Here is a 14,372-nt window from a genome sequence, read left to right on the forward strand (position 1 = left end):
TTCAGGGGCCGGGCGGCGGCGGGGCTTCCTGTGGCGCCTGGTCCTTCTCCTGCTGCGCCTCGGCCTCCTGCCGCTCCTTGGCCATCTGCTCGACCAGCTGCTGGCGGCCCTGCTTGGCCACGGCAATGAGCTGGGCCTGGTCCTTGTGGTGGGGGTACATGCGCTCGATCAGCTCCAGGTTGTGCTCCCGAAAGCGCGTGGTGGTGCGCTGGGCCTCGGCAGGGCTGTGGCCCGCAAGTTCCAGCACGGTGCGCGCCGAGACCAGGCTGGACTCGAAGACTTCGCGCTCGACATGGTGCACGCCCAGGTCGCGCAACTGGTACCAGTGGGCCATGTCGCGCGCGCGGGCCACGATCTCCAGGTGCGGAAAGCGCTTGCGCACGCGGGCAGCGATCTTCAGCGATTGCTCGGAAGAGTCCACAGCAATGACCAGCACCCGCGCCTTGTCCGCGCCGGCAATGCGCAGCAGGTCCATGCGCGTGGCATCGCCGAAGAACACGCGGTAGCCGAAGGTGTGGGCCACTTCCAGCATCTCCACGCTGTGGTCGAGGATGGTGGCCGGCACGCCCTGGGTCAGCAGCACGCGTGCCACGATCTGGCCGTAGCGGCCAAAGCCCGCAATGATGATTTGCGCGTCCTGCGGCTCCGATATTTCATGGGGCCTGGCAGTCTGGCCCGCGCCGTCGACCTGGCAATCCTTCATGTCGGCAAAGCGCTTGAGCAGCAGCTTGTCCATCAGCACCAGCACCAGCGGGCCGATCAGCATGGACAGGGCCACGGCGGCCACCAGCATGGACGAGATGCTGTGGTGGAACACCTTGTACTGCGCCGCCGTCTGGAACACCACGAAGGCGAACTCCCCGCCCTGGGCCAGCAGCAGGGTGAACACCGGGCGCTCGCGCCAGGGCAGCTTCAGCACGCGGGCCAGGGTGTAGAGCACGGCGCCCTTGAGCGCCAGAAAGCCCAGCACCATGGCGGCCATGGCCCAGGGCGCTCGCAGCAGCACGCCGAAGTCGATGCTCATGCCCACGGCCATGAAGAACAGGCCCAGCAGCAGGCCCTTGAAGGGCTCGATGTTGGTCTCCAGCTCGCTGCGGTACTCGCTGTCGGCCAGCAGCACGCCGGCCAGGAAGGCGCCCAGCGCCATGGACAGGCCTACCTGCACCATCAACATGGCAATGCCCACCACCAGCAGCAGCGAGGTGGCCGTGAAGATCTCGGGCGTGCGGCTGCGCGCGATCCAGCGCAGCAGGGGGCGCAGCAGCAGGCGGCCGCCCACCACCACGGCGGCGATGGTGCCCACGGTCTTGAGCACCTGCAGCCACAGGTGGCTGTCGGTGTGCGTGGCATTGGCGGCCTTGACCGCGCCCAGGATGGGGATCAGCGCCAGGATGGGAATGGCGGCCACGTCCTGGAACAGCAGGATGGAAAAGCCGGCCTGGCCGCTGGGCGTGCGCATGAGGTTGCGCTCGGCCATGACCTGCAGGCAGATGGCCGTGGACGACAGGGCCAGGCCCATGCCCGCGATCAGGCTCACGCGCCAGGAAAAGCCGAAGGCCCAGGCCGCCAGGAACAGCACGCCCGTGCAGGCCAGCATCTGCGCCAGCCCCCATCCCAGGATGGGCCGGCGCAGCTCCCACAGGCGGCTGGGCTGCAGCTCCAGCCCGATCACGAAGAGCATCAGCACCACGCCGAACTCGGCAAAGTGAAGAATGTCATCCACATTGCTGACAAGCGACAGTCCCCAGGGGCCCATGGCAATGCCGGCACCCAGGTAGCCAATGATGGCGCCCAGGCCCAGGGCACGCGCAATGGGCACGGCCAGCACGGCGGCGGTGAGATAGAGAAAGCCGTAGGTCAGCCAGATGGGGGCGCTGTGTTCCATGGGAGCTTGGGATCTTGGGGTTGGTGTTTACCCTGGGGTAATTGATTGTGTCACTCTCACAGCCGGGTCAGCTTTCTGACAGGGTTAAAAATGCCCCCCACGCTCCCCTTGCTGCGCAAGGTCCGCCGCCCCCCGAGGGGGCCGTTTTCATCTTGGGGCGGCCCGGCGATGAAAAATGCCACCGAATGCTTCACCGCCCCATCCGGCTTTGCTGCGGCAGTGCACCACATCGGCTGCACAGTTTTAAGATGCCGGCCTGCTCCGTATTTTTAAGGTGTTTGGCATGGATTGGCATACTTGGATCGCCTACTTTGTGGCCTGTTGGATCATTGCGGTCTCCCCGGGCTCGGGCGCCGTGCTGTCCATGAGCCATGGCCTGTCGTATGGCGTGCGCAAGAGCAGCGCCACCATCTTCGGGCTGCAGCTGGGGCTGCTGACCATCTTGCTGATCGCCGGCGCGGGCGTGGGCTCGCTGCTGCTGGCCTCCGAATGGGCGTTCAACGCCGTGAAGATCGTCGGCGCCTGCTATCTGATCTACCTGGGCATCAGCCAATGGCGCTCGGGTGCCGCGCCCCTGGCCACCCAGGAATCCATGCCCGAGCTCAGCGTGCGCCGCCGCGTGCTCACGGGCTTCCTGACCAATGCCACCAATCCCAAGGGCATCATCTTCATGGTGGCCGTGCTGCCCCAGTTCATGACCACCAGCCGCCCGCTGTGGCTGCAGTTGCTGATCCTGGCCGCCACCATGCTGGCCGTGGACACCATGGTCATGCACGGCTATGCGGCCAGCGCCAGCGCCCTGCGCGGCTTCATGCGCAGCGCACGTGCGGTGCGCAGTCAGAACCGGGTCTTCGGCGCACTGCTGATGGCCGTGGGCACGGGGCTGTTCTTTGTTCAGCGCGCGTCCAGGTGACATCCACCCTGGACTAACCCTAGCCTGTCGCGCGCCCGACATGGAGCGCGCGGCACCGGCCCCTACCATTTGGGGCATGAAAACCTTCCATTCCTATTCCGAAGTGCGTGCCTGCGTGGGGCAGGAAGTCGCCGTCAGCGACTGGATCACCATCACCCAGCAGCAGGTGCAGCTGTTCGCCGATGCCACGGGCGACCAGCAATGGATCCATGTGGACCCCGAGCGCGCGTCCAAGGGCCCCTTCGGCGCGCCGATTGCGCACGGCTTTCTGACGCTGTCGCTGATCCCCCAGTTTTTCCAGAACTGCTTTCACATCGAAGGCGCGCAAATGGGCGTGAACTACGGCCTCAACCGCGTGCGCTTCACCTCTCCCGTGCCCGTGGGCAGCCGCCTGCGTGCGCGCCTGACGCTGCAGGCCGCCGAGCCCATCGAACCCGGTGGCCTGCAGATGACCTGGCTGGTGACCGTGGAGCGCGAAGGCGCCGACAAGCCCGCCTGCGTGGCCGAGTCCGTGGCCCGCAACTACGGCGCCAAGGCCTGAATCAAAACTGACCCCCACGCGACCCTTGCTACGCAAGGTCCGCTGCCCCCCAAGGGGGCGCTTTTCATCTTGGGGCGGCCCGGCGATGAAAAAAGCCCGCAGGGGGCACCTGCGGGCTGGCTGCGTGGTGGCAGCGGTTGCGGAGGGCTGAGGCTCAGGCGCCGAAGTTCAGCTGGCCCGAACGCTCGGCGGCGGCGGCTTCGCGGCGCACTTCATCGCGGCTCACGGTGGCGGTGGCAGTGTTCTGGATGGGCAGGTAGCCTTCGGCGACGGAGGGCATGGTGCCATTGGCCTGGGCGGCCTTGAGGTCGGCCATGACCTGGGCACGTGTCAGCGTGCTCTGGGTCTTCACTTCGGGCGGGTAGCTGCTGTTGTCGGCGTAGTCGAAGCCGGCAGCCTGGGCGGCGATGGCGGAGATGGAGAGGGCGGCCAGGACGGCAAAACGGCGGGTGTTCTTCATGATTCAAGTCCTTTGTTTTGTTTCTGGGACAGGGCGTTCTTTGCGGAAATCGCTTGGTAACGTAGAGCCCATGACTCAAATGTAGGACGCCTTGGAATCGGGAAAAACCCTTGGATTGGCAATGCGCTTTTTCAGCTGTTGAAACAATCGGCCGGGAACTTTCCGCCTGGTCCGGCCGATCGCTCAGGCCGCGCCGGCTGCTCCCTCGGCCAGGGCAGCGCCCGCGAATTGCTGCTGGCGCCAGGCTTCGAACACGGTCACGGCCACGGCATTGGACAGGTTCAGGCTGCGCTGCTGCGGCAGCATGGGCAGGCGCAGGCGCTGCTGCGGCGGGAACTGCTCGCGCACCTCGGCGGGCAGGCCCTTGCTTTCGGAGCCGAACACCAGCCAGTCGCCGGGCTGGAAACCGATGGCGTGGGCGGGGCTGCTGCTGTGCGTGGTCATGGCGAACATGCGCTGGCGGTCCGGCTGGCAGTCCTGCAGGAAGGCCTGCCAGTCGGCATGGCGGCGCACGGGCGCGTACTCGTGGTAGTCGAGGCCGGCGCGGCGCATCAGGCGGTCTTCCATGGAAAAGCCCAGCGGCTCGATCAGGTGCAGGCTGCAGCCGGTGTTGGCGGCCAGACGGATCACATTGCCGGTATTGGGCGGGATCTCCGGCGCGACGAGAACGATATGGAACATGGCCCGTATTGTCTCGCGGCGGCCTATGCCCCCGGGCCCCGAACCCCCACGATCAGGGCGTGCGCGCCAGCACCAGGGCGCTGACCTCGGCCGCGCCTGCGCGGCGCAGGCAGGTGGCCAGCGCATGCAGGCTGGCGCCCGTGGTCATCACATCGTCGATCAGCAGGACCTTGCGGCCGCGCACATGGGGCAGTTGCGCCAGCGGCACCGCAAAGACCCCGCGCAGCTGGCGCAGGCGCAGGGCGCGCGGCAGGTCGTGCTGGGCCTGTGCCGTGTGGGCGCGCTGCACGGCCTGGTGCCGCAGCTTGCCGCGGGTGGATGGGCCTGACAGCGCACGGGCCAGCACCAGGGCCTGGTGAAAGCCGCGTTCGCGCAGGCGCTGGGCAGACAGGGGCATGGGCAGCAGCAGATCGCATTGCTCCAGCTGCTCGCGGGCCCCGTGCTGCTCCAGCAGCAGGGCGGCCAGGCTGCGTGCCAGGCCGGTGTCTCCCCGGAATTTGAAGTCGCCGATCACCGTGTGCCAGGGATAGGCGTAGTCCAGCGCGGCAAGGCAGTGCGTCAGTGGCGGGGGCTTGACCAGGCAGGCGCCGCAGACCTGCTGGCCGCCGCTGGCGCCGTGCCCCGCTGGCAGCGGCATGGCACAAAGCCCGCAGCGCGGCAGCGGCCTGGCCCAGCGCAAGCGGCAGTCCTGGCACAGGCGCTGCGCCGGCCAGCGGCGGCAGACGGCGCACTGGCTGGGCAGGCCGGCATGCCAGTGCGAAAGCCATGACGCAGGCAGGTTGGGCATGGAGTCAATATACTCGCGCCGCGTCCGCCACCCCTTTGCTCCGGGGCCGGGTGCCTGTCTTTCGAGGAGCCCGGATTCCCCGCCCAGCCATGTCCCACGAATTGCCCCCCACCATCGATCCGGCCGCCGCATTGCGCTGGCAGCGGGCCGCGCCTGCGGCCTCGCCGTGGCTGCATGAGGAGGTGGCGCGCCGCATGCAGGAGCGGCTGGACTGGATCGTCAAGCCGCCCCAGCGCTGGTGCCACTGGCAGCCCGTGCGCGGCGGCCTGCAGGCCCATGCGCTGCTGCGCCAGCGCTATGCGCAGTCCGAATGCCTGGTCTATGAAGCCTCGCCCTCGCACGAGGCCGCAGCCCGCGAGCAGCTGGGCGCGCGCTGGTGGCAGCCCGCGCGCTGGACCGGGGGCGCCACGCGCTTCGGCGAGCCCGAGCCTGCCGGCGTGGACATGCTGTGGGCCAACATGGCCCTGCACCAGCAGGCCGACCCGCAGGCGCTGATCACGCGCTGGCACCAGGCGCTGTCCGTGGACGGCTATGTGATGTTCTCCTGCCTGGGGCCCGATACGCTGCGCGAGCTGCACGCCATCTACGCCCAGCTCGGCTGGCCGCCCGCCGGCCAGGCCTTCACCGACATGCATGACTGGGGCGACATGCTGGTGCACGCAGGCTTCAGCGAGCCGGTGATGGACATGGAGCACATCACGCTGACCTTTGCCACGCCCGAGCGGCTGCTGCAGGAGCTGCGCGAGCTGGGCCGCAACTTCCATCCGCAGCGCTTTGCCGCCCTGCGCGGCCGCCGCTGGCAGCAGCGCCTGCACGATGCCCTGCGCGAGCGCCTGGCCGGCCCCGACGGGCAGCTGGCGCTGACCTTCGAGATCGTCTACGGCCACGCCTACAAGCCGCAGCCGCGCGTGCGCCTGGAGTCCAGCAGCGCCGTATCGCTGGAGGACATGCGCAGCATGCTGCGCCAGCCGCGCAACACGGGTTTGCGATAGCCCCAATGTCGCTTTCCGGTCATTGATCGAAAACAAAAACGTCTACACTTTTCCCGAGCTGACAGAGACAACAGCTTTTCCCTGGGCTCGCTTTCCCGGGCCGGGAGAAGACCAGCGGTCCGCAGGCCGAAAGGGGAGACGATTTGGTGTTTCGTTTTGCCACGGGAACGAGAACGGGCCGACCCATCCAGGAGCGGCCTGCCCACGAGTTTGATCATCACCGGCTGCAGCAGTGCCTGTTCCTCTGGGAGCGGGCACTGGTCTTTCTGTCCCTGCTGTCCCCTCTTCTGCGTCGCATGCCGGGCCGCATGAGCCCCCTTTTCCAATCCGCTCCCAGCCCCCATGGCACACATGCCCTGAATGGCCGGCGTGCGCGCATTCTTCCGTCCACCTTGCTGCTGTCCTCCGAATTCATGCGCCTGCAGGCGCAGGCGGGGATGGCTGTACGCCCGAATCCTGGTCCCACGTCCGAGCTGCCGTTGATGCCGGCTGGCACGCTATTGGTGATTGCGCGCAGGCACATCTGCGGCGCTTTCATGCATGCTCGGACAGTTGAGGCCGGGAGTTGCCCTTTGGGCAGGCGTTGAACGGTCTGGCTGCGCGGCCCCCACGCCGGCGCAGCGGAGCGAGTGGATAACCCGAGGCTTAGATGTAAGTGAAAACTATGAAAAGCATTTCCACCAAGCTGGTTCTCTGGGGCTTGATGAGTGTGGCAGGGGGAGGCTCCCTTGCGCATGCGACGACAGATCTGCCAGGCGGCCCGGCCGTCAATCAGCTCAACCTTCATCCGGCGGTCACGCGCATCGCGCATGAGCAGCATTACCTGCACTGGATGATGCTGATCATCTGCACGGTGATCTTCATCGGCGTGTTCGCCGTGATGTTCTATTCGATCTGGAAGCACCGCAAATCGCGCGGCGCCAAGGCGGCGAACTTCCACGAATCGGCCACGGTCGAGGTGGTATGGACCATCGTGCCCTTCATCATCGTCGTGCTCATGGCGCTGCCGGCCACCAAGGTGCTGGTGGCGCAGAAGGACACCACCAATGCCGATGTCACCATCAAGGCCACGGGCTACCAGTGGAAATGGGGCTACGACTACATCAACGGCGAAGGCGAGGGCCTGAGCTTCATCTCCACGCTGGACAGCAGCCACCGCGCGCTGTCCGACAGCGGCGATGTCTCCAAGGCACCCAACGACTACCTGCTCAAGGTGGACAACCCGCTGGTCGTGCCCGTGGACCGCAAGGTGCGCATCATCACCACGGCCAATGACGTGATCCACTCCTTCATGGTGCCTTCCTTCGGCATCAAGCAGGATGCGATCCCGGGCTTTGTGCGCGACACCTGGTTCCGTGCCGAAAAGACCGGCGACTACTACGGCCAGTGTGCCGAGCTGTGCGGCAAGGAGCATGCCTACATGCCCATCCACGTGAAGGTGCTGTCGAGCGACGGCTACAAGGCCTGGGTGGACGAGCAAAAGAAGATCGCCGCCGCCAAGAAGGACGACCCCAGCAAGGTCTGGAGCCTGCCCGACCTGATGGCACGCGGCGAGAAGGTCTATGCCGCCAACTGCGCGGCCTGCCACCAGGCCAACGGCAAGGGCGCCGGTCCCATCAAGCCGCTGGACGGCAGCCCCATCGTCCTGGGTCCCACGGCCGAGATGATGCATGTGGTGCTGGAAGGCCGTGCCAACGGCGCAATGCCCGCCTGGAAACAGCTGAGCGATACCGAGCTGGCCGCCGTGGTCACCTTTGCCAAGAACCACTGGTCCAACAAGACCGGCCAGCTGGTGCAGCCGGCCGAGTTCGTGGCCGCCCGCACCGGCAAGTTCCCCGGCCAGTGAGCCCGCAAGACAGATGAGCGATTGGAGATAACAGCATGAGCGCCGTACTTCCCCCCATCCACAGCCCTGCGGGCGAGGGCCACGAACATGCGCATGAGCACGAGCATGGACACGGGCATGACGACCATCACCACCACGCCACGCCCACGGGCTGGCGGCGCTGGATGTTCGCCACCAACCACAAGGACATCGGCACGCTGTACCTGCTGTTCTCGTTCACCATGCTGATGGTGGGCGGGGTGCTGGCGCTGCTGATCCGCGCCGAGCTGTTCCAGCCCGGGCTGCAGATCGTCAACCCCGAGCTGTTCAACCAGCTGACCACCATGCACGGCCTGATCATGGTGTTCGGCGCCATCATGCCGGCCTTCGTGGGCTTTGCGAACTGGATGCTGCCGCTGCAGATCGGCGCCTCCGACATGGCCTTCGCGCGCATGAACAACTTCAGCTTCTGGCTGCTGATCCCGGCCGGCCTGATGCTGGTGGGCTCGTTCTTCATGCCCGGTGGCGCCCCCGCCGCGGGCTGGACGCTGTATGCGCCGCTGACGCTGCAGATGGGCCCGTCCATGGACACCTCCATCCTGGCCATGCACATCATGGGCGCCAGCTCCATCATGGGCGCCATCAACATCATCGTCACCGTGCTGAACATGCGCGCGCCCGGCATGACGCTGATGAAGATGCCCATGTTCGCCTGGACCTGGCTGATCACGGCCTACCTGCTGATCGCCGTCATGCCCGTGCTGGCCGGCGCCATCACCATGACGCTGACGGACCGCCATTTCGGCACCAGCTTCTTCAACCCCGCAGGCGGCGGCGACCCGGTGATGTACCAGCACATCTTCTGGTTCTTCGGCCACCCCGAGGTCTACATCATGATCTTGCCGGCCTTCGGCATCATCAGCCAGATCGTGCCGGCCTTCAGCCGCAAGAAGCTGTTCGGCTATGCCTCCATGGTGTATGCGACCTCGTCCATCGCCATCCTGTCCTTCATCGTGTGGGCGCACCACATGTTCACCACCGGCATGCCCGTCACGGGCCAGCTGTTCTTCATGTACGCCACCATGCTGATCTCGGTGCCCACGGCCGTGAAGATCTTCAACTGGGTGGCCACCATGTGGCGCGGCTCCATGACCTTCGAGACGCCCATGCTGTTCTCGGTGGGCTTCATCTTCGTGTTCACCATGGGCGGCTTCACGGGCCTGATCCTGTCGATGGCGCCCATCGACATCCAGCTGCAGGACACCTACTACGTGGTGGCCCACTTCCACTACGTGCTGGTGGCCGGATCGCTGTTCTCCATGTTCGCGGCCTACTACTACTGGGCCCCCAAGTGGACCGGCGTGATGTATTCGGAGACGCGCGGCCAGATCCACTTCTGGGGCTCGCTGATCTTCTTCAACGTCACCTTCTTCCCCATGCACTTCCTGGGCCTGGCCGGCATGCCGCGCCGCTATGCCGACTACCCCATGCAGTTCGCCGACTTCAACATGGTGGCCTCGCTGGGCGCGCTGGGCTTCGGCCTGATGCAGGTGTATTTCTTCCTCTTCGTCGTCGTGCCCGCCATGCGCGGCAAGGGCGAGAAGGCGCCGCAAAAGCCCTGGGAGGCCGCCGAGGGCCTGGAGTGGGAAGTGCCTTCGCCGGCGCCGTTCCATACCTTCGAGACGCCGCCCAAGCTCGATGCCACCGCCACCCGCATCATCGGTTGATGCAAGCCCCAAGGGAGATGCACATGGACGCACAGCAACGAAAAGCCAACCTGCGGCTGGCGCTGATCCTGGTATCGGTGGCGCTGGTCTTTCTGGCCGGCTTCGTGATCAAGATCACCGTGCTCCATTGAGGGCAGGCAACAGGAGGGACGTCCGTGAGCGTGCGCAGTGAAAACGCGAAGATGGTGGGCAAGCTGGCCGTGGTGGCGCTGGGCATGTTTGCCTTCGGCTACGTGCTGATTCCCATCTACAAGCACATCTGCGAGCTCACGGGCATCAACATCCTGTCGCTGTCCGAGCGCCAGGTGCCGGGCAACGGCACGGCCGGGCGCGATGTGAAGCTGCCCGCCAACTCGCAGGTGGACAAGAGCCGCACCATCACCGTGGAGTTCGACGCCAATGCGCGCGGGCCCTGGGACTTCAAGCCGGCGCAGCGCTCCATCCAGGTCCATCCGGGCGAGCTGGCCACGGTCATGTACGAGTTCCAGAATGTGCAGGACCGCCGCATGGCGGCCCAGGCGATACCGAGCTATGCGCCACGCCAGGCGGCCGCGCATTTCAACAAGCTGGAGTGCTTTTGCTTTTCGCAGTACACGCTGGAGCCCGGGGAAAAGCGCGAATGGCCGGTGGCCTTCGTGATCGATCCGCGCATCTCCAAGGATGTGACCACGATCACGCTGTCCTATACCTTCTTCGAGGTGGGTGGCAGGACGCCGGCCGCACCCACAGGCGAGGCGCCGGTGGCGGCAGGGCCGAAGCAGGAGCCCGCCTCATGAATGCGCCGCAGCCACGGGAGCCGCGCCGCCCGCCCAGCGTGTGGCGCACGGTGCGCGCCGTGGCCTGGTCGCTCTTCGGCGTGCGCAGGGGAAGCGAGTACCAGCAGGACGGGGAGCGCATCACGCCGCTGCATGTGATTGCGGTGGGGCTGGCGGCCATCTTCGTGCTGGTGCTGGGATTGATCGCGCTGGTCAAGCTCGTGGTCTGAGCGGTGCGGCCATCGGGGACAGAGAGTGATAGACGGGAAACCGAGAACCAAGAATTTCAGGAGCTGAGCAATGAGTGCAACCACCCACGGCAAAACGCCTTACTACTACGTGCCGGCCGAGTCCAGCCACCCCGTCATGGCGGCGGCGGGGCTGTTCTTCGTGATCCTGGGCGCGGGCAACTGGATCAATGGGCATGAATGGGGCATGTACAGCCTGGGCCTTGGCCTGGTCTGGTGGCTGGCCGTGCTCTTTTTCTGGTTCCGGGAAGCCGCGCATGAGAGCGAGTCGGGCAAGTACGGGCGCAAGATCGACCTGTCCTTCCGCTGGAGCATGAGCTGGTTCATCTTCTCCGAGGTGATGTTCTTCGGCGCCTTCTTCACCGCCCTGTGGTGGGCGCGCTCGCATTCGGTGCCCGCGCTGGGCAGCCTGGACAACGCTTTGCTCTGGCCCGACTTCAAGGCCGTCTGGCCCAGCATGGCGGCCGGCGCCACGGCCTCGCCGGCCAACAGCGTCGAGCCCTTCCAGACCGTGGGCCCGTTCTGGCTGCCCACCATCAACACGGCGCTGCTGCTGACCTCGGGCGTGACGCTGACCATCGCCCACCATGCGCTGCAGGCCGGCCACCGCGCCCGCACCATCGCCTTCATGTGGATGACGGTGGTCCTGGGCTTCGTCTTCCTGTGCGTGCAGGGCTACGAGTACTACCACCTGTACACCGAGCTGAACCTCAAGCTGTCCTCGGGCGTGTTCGGCTCGACCTTCTTCCTTCTCACGGGATTCCACGGCTTCCACGTCTTCGTGGGCATGCTGATGCTGTTCTTCATCACCATGCGCCTGCATGCGGGGCACTTCACCTCCGAGCGGCATTTCGGCTTCGAGGGTGCCGCCTGGTACTGGCACTTCGTGGACGTGGTCTGGCTGTTCCTCTACGTCCTCGTGTACTGGATGTGAGGGTCTGCCCGCCCCATGCAAAAAGAAGCGCCTGGGCGCTTCTTTTTGTTTGCGGGAGCAGGGGGCCTGTTTATTGCCCGGCGGTCCAGCCGGTGGGATGGATGTAGCCCAGCTTGGCGGCCAGCAGCACGCACAGGAACAGCGTGATGGACAGGCCCACGCGCAGCGCCAGTGCGCGGAACATGGCGCGGCTGCGGCGCCGGTCGTCGCCCGGACCCTCCTGGTCTTCGGGATTGCGGCGCATCATGAAGAACAAGGCGCTGCCCAGACTGGCGACAATGGCCAGCAGGGCGAGAACGATCACGAATTTCATGGGTGGATTATCCGGTGCGTGTTTCCAGAATGCCAGACCGCTGGCGGTTTGTACTGATCACCTTGGCCGCGCTGATCGGCGTGGCCATCACACTGTCCCTGGGCCGCTGGCAACTGCAGCGCGCGGCCTACAAGCAGCAATTGTTCGATGCCGTGCAGCGCCAGCAGGGCCTGCCGCCGTTGGACAACGCGCAGCTGGCGCCCATGCAGCCCGGTGCTGCCCTGAACACCGAGGCGGCGCCCTGGCTGCACCGGCCCGTGCGACTGCAGGGCCACTGGATTGCCGGGCAATCGCTGTACCTGGACAACCGCCAGATGCAGGGCCAGCCGGGCTTCTTTGTGCTCACGCCGCTGCGGCTGGCCGCGCCGCATGAGGATGTGGTGATTGCCGTGCAGCGCGGCTGGGTGCCGCGCAACTTCCTGGACCGCACGGCCTTGCCCGAGGTGCAGACGCCCGAAGGCCTGGTGAACGTTGAGGGGCGCATGGAGGCCGCGCCGTCCCGGCTCTACGAATTCGGCCGTGCAGGGGCAGACCCTGATGGGCAAAAGTCGCGCATCCGACAGAATGTGGACATTGCCGAATGGGCCCTGGCCTCCGGGCTGCCGCTGCGCGAATGGAGCCTGCTGCAGACCGGCGAAGCCAGCGAAGGCCTGCGGCGCGACTGGCCCGTTGTGACGGCCGGTGTCGAGAAACACCATGGCTATGCGTTCCAATGGTTTGGACTTGCGGCCCTGATCACGCTTTTGTATGTCTGGTTCCAAATCGTCCGACGCTTTGTCCGCCCGCGCCATGCCCGCTCCTGAGACTCCCCTGGAGATGACTGTCCATGGCCTGCCACCCTTGCAGCCGGCCCTTGCCGGCGCGCAACGCACGCGCAGCGGCCGCTGGAAGATGCTGGCCGTGTTCGCGGTCTGCGCCGCGCCAGTGGTGGCCTCCTATTTCACCTACTACGTGCTGCGACCTGGCCAGCAGCGCAGCTTTGGCGAGCTGATCGCGGCCCAGCCGGCCCTGCCTTCGGCCACGGCCACCACGCTGGAGGGCGCGCCGCTGCCGCTGCAGTCGCTCAAGGGCCAGTGGCTGCTTCTCAGCGTGGCGGGCGGTGCCTGCGGCAGCGCCTGCGAAAGCCATCTCTATCTGCAGCGCCAGCTGCGCGAGACACTGGGCCGCGAAAAGGACCGGCTGGACCGGGTCTGGCTCATCTCCGACGACGCACCCGTCCCCGCGCACCTGCGCCCTGCGCTGAGCCAGGCCACGGTGCTGCGCGTGCCCGAGGCCGTGCTGCGCGGCTGGCTGCAGCCCGCGCCCGGCCATGCGCTGCAGGACCACCTGTACGTGGTGGACCCGCAGGGCCACTGGATGATGCGCATGCCCGCAGGCCTGGGCATGGCCGATGCCGGCAAGGCCAAGCGCGACCTGGACCGGCTGCTGCGTGCATCGGCTTCCTGGGACACGGCAGGGCGTCCGGGCGACGGCGAGTAAGGCTGGCCAGTAGGTCTTGGTAGGTCCTGGCAGGCTCCGGTAGGCCGGCAGGCAGGCCCCGCAGCGCCGGGGTCTTGCGGTTATGGGTTATGGTTTGCGGCTGTGCGAAAGCGCCTTCAGCGGACGCTTTCGCCTTTTCCCTTTCCAGCCCGGGCCGGCGCGCAGCCTTTGCGGCCACGCAGCCTGCGGCAACTACCTTGTTGAGGAAGCATGAACAAACGGACAGCGCTGCGCGTTCTGGGCTTGACCGCCATGGCATGGGGCGCCCTGGCGCTGAGCGGATGCTCGCGCGAGGCAAAGACCAGTTTCCAGGGCGTCGATGTCACGGGCGCCGAATACGCCAAGGACATTCCCCTGCGCGATGTGGACGGCAAGCAGCGCAGCATCAAGGACTTTGCGGGCAAGGTCGTCGTGGTCTTCTTCGGCTACACGCAATGCCCCGATGTCTGCCCCACCACCCTGCAGGAGCTGGTCGAGGTCAAGCAGCAGCTGGGCGCCGATGGCGACAGGCTGCAGGGCGTCTTCGTCACCCTGGACCCCGAGCGCGACACGCCCGAGGTGCTCAAGGCCTACCTGGGCAATTTCGACCCCGGCTTCGTCGGCCTGCACGGCACGCCGGACGAGACGGCGGCCGTGGCCAAGGACTTCAAGCTCTTCTACAAGAAAGTGCCCGGCAAGACCGAAGGCACCTACACGCTGGACCATTCGGCCGGCAGCTATGTCTATGACACGGCCGGCCGCCTGCGCGTGTATGCGCGATACGGCGGCGGCCCGGAGGTGCTGGGCGCCGACGTCAAGGCCCTGCTGCAGGAAAAGCGCTCCTGATCCTGCG

The 14,372-nt window shown here is 66.4% G+C and carries 17 protein-coding genes; 12 read left to right on the plus strand and 5 right to left on the minus strand.

Annotated elements, in window-relative coordinates; all coding sequences use genetic code 11:
• Position 1: 1 nt before the first annotated feature.
• Positions 2-1,885, minus strand: a complete 1,884-nt coding sequence (gene kefC, locus ACM14_RS12715; RefSeq protein WP_065346319.1) for a glutathione-regulated potassium-efflux system protein KefC — start codon at positions 1,883-1,885, stop codon at positions 2-4.
• Between the two features lie 283 nt (positions 1,886-2,168).
• On the opposite strand from kefC, the gene ACM14_RS12720 reads away from it, so the two are divergent.
• A complete protein-coding gene (locus ACM14_RS12720; protein ID WP_012203595.1) occupies positions 2,169-2,798 on the plus strand; it encodes a LysE family transporter in 630 nt (209 codons plus the stop codon).
• A 76-nt stretch (positions 2,799-2,874) separates the two neighbouring features.
• Complete coding sequence (locus ACM14_RS12725; protein WP_034390662.1) at positions 2,875-3,339, plus strand: MaoC family dehydratase; 465 nt, start codon at positions 2,875-2,877, stop codon at positions 3,337-3,339.
• A 154-nt stretch (positions 3,340-3,493) separates the two neighbouring features.
• Here the strand turns inward: ACM14_RS12725 and ACM14_RS12730 are convergent, their stop codons facing one another.
• From ACM14_RS12730 to ACM14_RS12740, 3 genes are all read right to left on the minus strand, one after another.
• Positions 3,494-3,799 (minus strand): DUF4148 domain-containing protein, encoded by a 306-nt coding sequence (locus ACM14_RS12730; protein WP_013803990.1) that lies wholly within the window; start codon positions 3,797-3,799, stop codon positions 3,494-3,496.
• A 183-nt stretch (positions 3,800-3,982) separates the two neighbouring features.
• Positions 3,983-4,480, minus strand: coding sequence for a tRNA (uridine(34)/cytosine(34)/5-carboxymethylaminomethyluridine(34)-2'-O)-methyltransferase TrmL (trmL, locus tag ACM14_RS12735; protein ID WP_065346320.1), 498 nt, complete (start codon positions 4,478-4,480; stop codon positions 3,983-3,985).
• A gap of 52 nt (positions 4,481-4,532) precedes the next feature.
• A complete protein-coding gene (locus ACM14_RS12740; protein WP_065346321.1) occupies positions 4,533-5,267 on the minus strand; it encodes a ComF family protein in 735 nt (244 codons plus the stop codon).
• Between the two features lie 89 nt (positions 5,268-5,356).
• Here ACM14_RS12740 and ACM14_RS12745 point away from each other — a divergent pair, with 89 nt between their 5' ends.
• From ACM14_RS12745 to ACM14_RS12775, 7 genes are all read left to right on the plus strand, one after another.
• Positions 5,357-6,259: a trans-aconitate 2-methyltransferase gene (locus tag ACM14_RS12745; protein ID WP_065346322.1), complete on the plus strand. Its 903-nt coding sequence runs from the start codon at positions 5,357-5,359 to the stop codon at positions 6,257-6,259.
• 664 nt (positions 6,260-6,923) lie between these two features.
• Positions 6,924-8,105 carry a cytochrome c oxidase subunit II gene (gene coxB, locus ACM14_RS12755; protein WP_013803986.1) on the plus strand — a complete coding sequence of 394 codons (1,182 nt, stop codon included), beginning with the start codon at positions 6,924-6,926 and terminating at the stop codon, positions 8,103-8,105.
• A 35-nt stretch (positions 8,106-8,140) separates the two neighbouring features.
• Positions 8,141-9,811, plus strand: coding sequence for a cytochrome c oxidase subunit I (ctaD, locus tag ACM14_RS12760; RefSeq protein ID WP_012203603.1), 1,671 nt, complete (start codon positions 8,141-8,143; stop codon positions 9,809-9,811).
• 23 nt (positions 9,812-9,834) lie between these two features.
• Positions 9,835-9,942: a cytochrome oxidase small assembly protein gene (locus ACM14_RS32250; protein ID WP_012203604.1), complete on the plus strand. Its 108-nt coding sequence runs from the start codon at positions 9,835-9,837 to the stop codon at positions 9,940-9,942.
• 24 nt (positions 9,943-9,966) lie between these two features.
• Positions 9,967-10,587, plus strand: coding sequence for a cytochrome c oxidase assembly protein (locus tag ACM14_RS12765; protein WP_013803985.1), 621 nt, complete (start codon positions 9,967-9,969; stop codon positions 10,585-10,587).
• Entirely contained in the window at positions 10,584-10,796 is a 213-nt protein-coding gene (locus ACM14_RS12770; RefSeq protein WP_013803984.1) for a DUF2970 domain-containing protein, read from the plus strand. Before ACM14_RS12765 ends, ACM14_RS12770 begins: the two co-directional genes overlap by 4 nt.
• 70 nt (positions 10,797-10,866) lie before the next feature.
• Positions 10,867-11,748: a cytochrome c oxidase subunit 3 gene (locus ACM14_RS12775; protein WP_012203607.1), complete on the plus strand. Its 882-nt coding sequence runs from the start codon at positions 10,867-10,869 to the stop codon at positions 11,746-11,748.
• 70 nt (positions 11,749-11,818) lie between these two features.
• On the opposite strand, the gene ACM14_RS12780 is transcribed toward ACM14_RS12775, so the two are convergent.
• Positions 11,819-12,061: a twin transmembrane helix small protein gene (locus tag ACM14_RS12780; protein WP_013803982.1), complete on the minus strand. Its 243-nt coding sequence runs from the start codon at positions 12,059-12,061 to the stop codon at positions 11,819-11,821.
• Between the two features lie 29 nt (positions 12,062-12,090).
• Between ACM14_RS12780 and ACM14_RS12785 the strand changes: the two genes are divergently transcribed.
• The 3 genes from ACM14_RS12785 (at position 12,091) to ACM14_RS12795 (ending at position 14,365) form a co-directional block, all read left to right on the plus strand.
• A complete protein-coding gene (locus tag ACM14_RS12785) occupies positions 12,091-12,864 on the plus strand; it encodes an SURF1 family protein (RefSeq protein ID WP_065346324.1) in 774 nt (257 codons plus the stop codon).
• Positions 12,851-13,540 (plus strand): hypothetical protein, encoded by a 690-nt coding sequence (locus ACM14_RS12790; protein ID WP_065346344.1) that lies wholly within the window; start codon positions 12,851-12,853, stop codon positions 13,538-13,540. The genes ACM14_RS12785 and ACM14_RS12790 overlap by 14 nt, the downstream gene beginning before the upstream one ends.
• A 210-nt stretch (positions 13,541-13,750) precedes the next feature.
• On the plus strand, positions 13,751-14,365 hold the full coding sequence (locus ACM14_RS12795) for an SCO family protein (protein ID WP_084027359.1): 615 nt from the start codon (positions 13,751-13,753) through the stop codon (positions 14,363-14,365).
• The last annotated feature ends 7 nt before the right edge of the window (positions 14,366-14,372 follow it).

Origin of the sequence: Delftia sp. JD2, assembly GCF_001682645.1 — a bacterium.
Lineage (GTDB): Bacteria > Pseudomonadota > Gammaproteobacteria > Burkholderiales > Burkholderiaceae_C > Comamonas > Comamonas acidovorans.

Coding starts and splice junctions, on each gene's coding strand:
- trmL (WP_065346320.1), bottom strand. CDS start 4,480: ATGTTCCATATCGTTCTCGTCGCGCCGGAGATCCCGCCCAATACCGGC.
- ACM14_RS12740 (WP_065346321.1), bottom strand. CDS start 5,267: ATGCCCAACCTGCCTGCGTCATGGCTTTCGCACTGGCATGCCGGCCTG.
- ACM14_RS12720 (WP_012203595.1), top strand. CDS start 2,169: ATGGATTGGCATACTTGGATCGCCTACTTTGTGGCCTGTTGGATCATT.
- ACM14_RS12725 (WP_034390662.1), top strand. CDS start 2,875: ATGAAAACCTTCCATTCCTATTCCGAAGTGCGTGCCTGCGTGGGGCAG.
- ACM14_RS12795 (WP_084027359.1), top strand. CDS start 13,751: ATGAACAAACGGACAGCGCTGCGCGTTCTGGGCTTGACCGCCATGGCA.
- ACM14_RS12785 (WP_065346324.1), top strand. CDS start 12,091: ATGCCAGACCGCTGGCGGTTTGTACTGATCACCTTGGCCGCGCTGATC.
- ACM14_RS32250 (WP_012203604.1), top strand. CDS start 9,835: ATGGACGCACAGCAACGAAAAGCCAACCTGCGGCTGGCGCTGATCCTG.
- kefC (WP_065346319.1), bottom strand. CDS start 1,885: ATGGAACACAGCGCCCCCATCTGGCTGACCTACGGCTTTCTCTATCTC.
- ctaD (WP_012203603.1), top strand. CDS start 8,141: ATGAGCGCCGTACTTCCCCCCATCCACAGCCCTGCGGGCGAGGGCCAC.
- ACM14_RS12790 (WP_065346344.1), top strand. CDS start 12,851: ATGCCCGCTCCTGAGACTCCCCTGGAGATGACTGTCCATGGCCTGCCA.
- ACM14_RS12745 (WP_065346322.1), top strand. CDS start 5,357: ATGTCCCACGAATTGCCCCCCACCATCGATCCGGCCGCCGCATTGCGC.
- ACM14_RS12770 (WP_013803984.1), top strand. CDS start 10,584: ATGAATGCGCCGCAGCCACGGGAGCCGCGCCGCCCGCCCAGCGTGTGG.
- coxB (WP_013803986.1), top strand. CDS start 6,924: ATGAAAAGCATTTCCACCAAGCTGGTTCTCTGGGGCTTGATGAGTGTG.
- ACM14_RS12780 (WP_013803982.1), bottom strand. CDS start 12,061: ATGAAATTCGTGATCGTTCTCGCCCTGCTGGCCATTGTCGCCAGTCTG.
- ACM14_RS12775 (WP_012203607.1), top strand. CDS start 10,867: ATGAGTGCAACCACCCACGGCAAAACGCCTTACTACTACGTGCCGGCC.
- ACM14_RS12730 (WP_013803990.1), bottom strand. CDS start 3,799: ATGAAGAACACCCGCCGTTTTGCCGTCCTGGCCGCCCTCTCCATCTCC.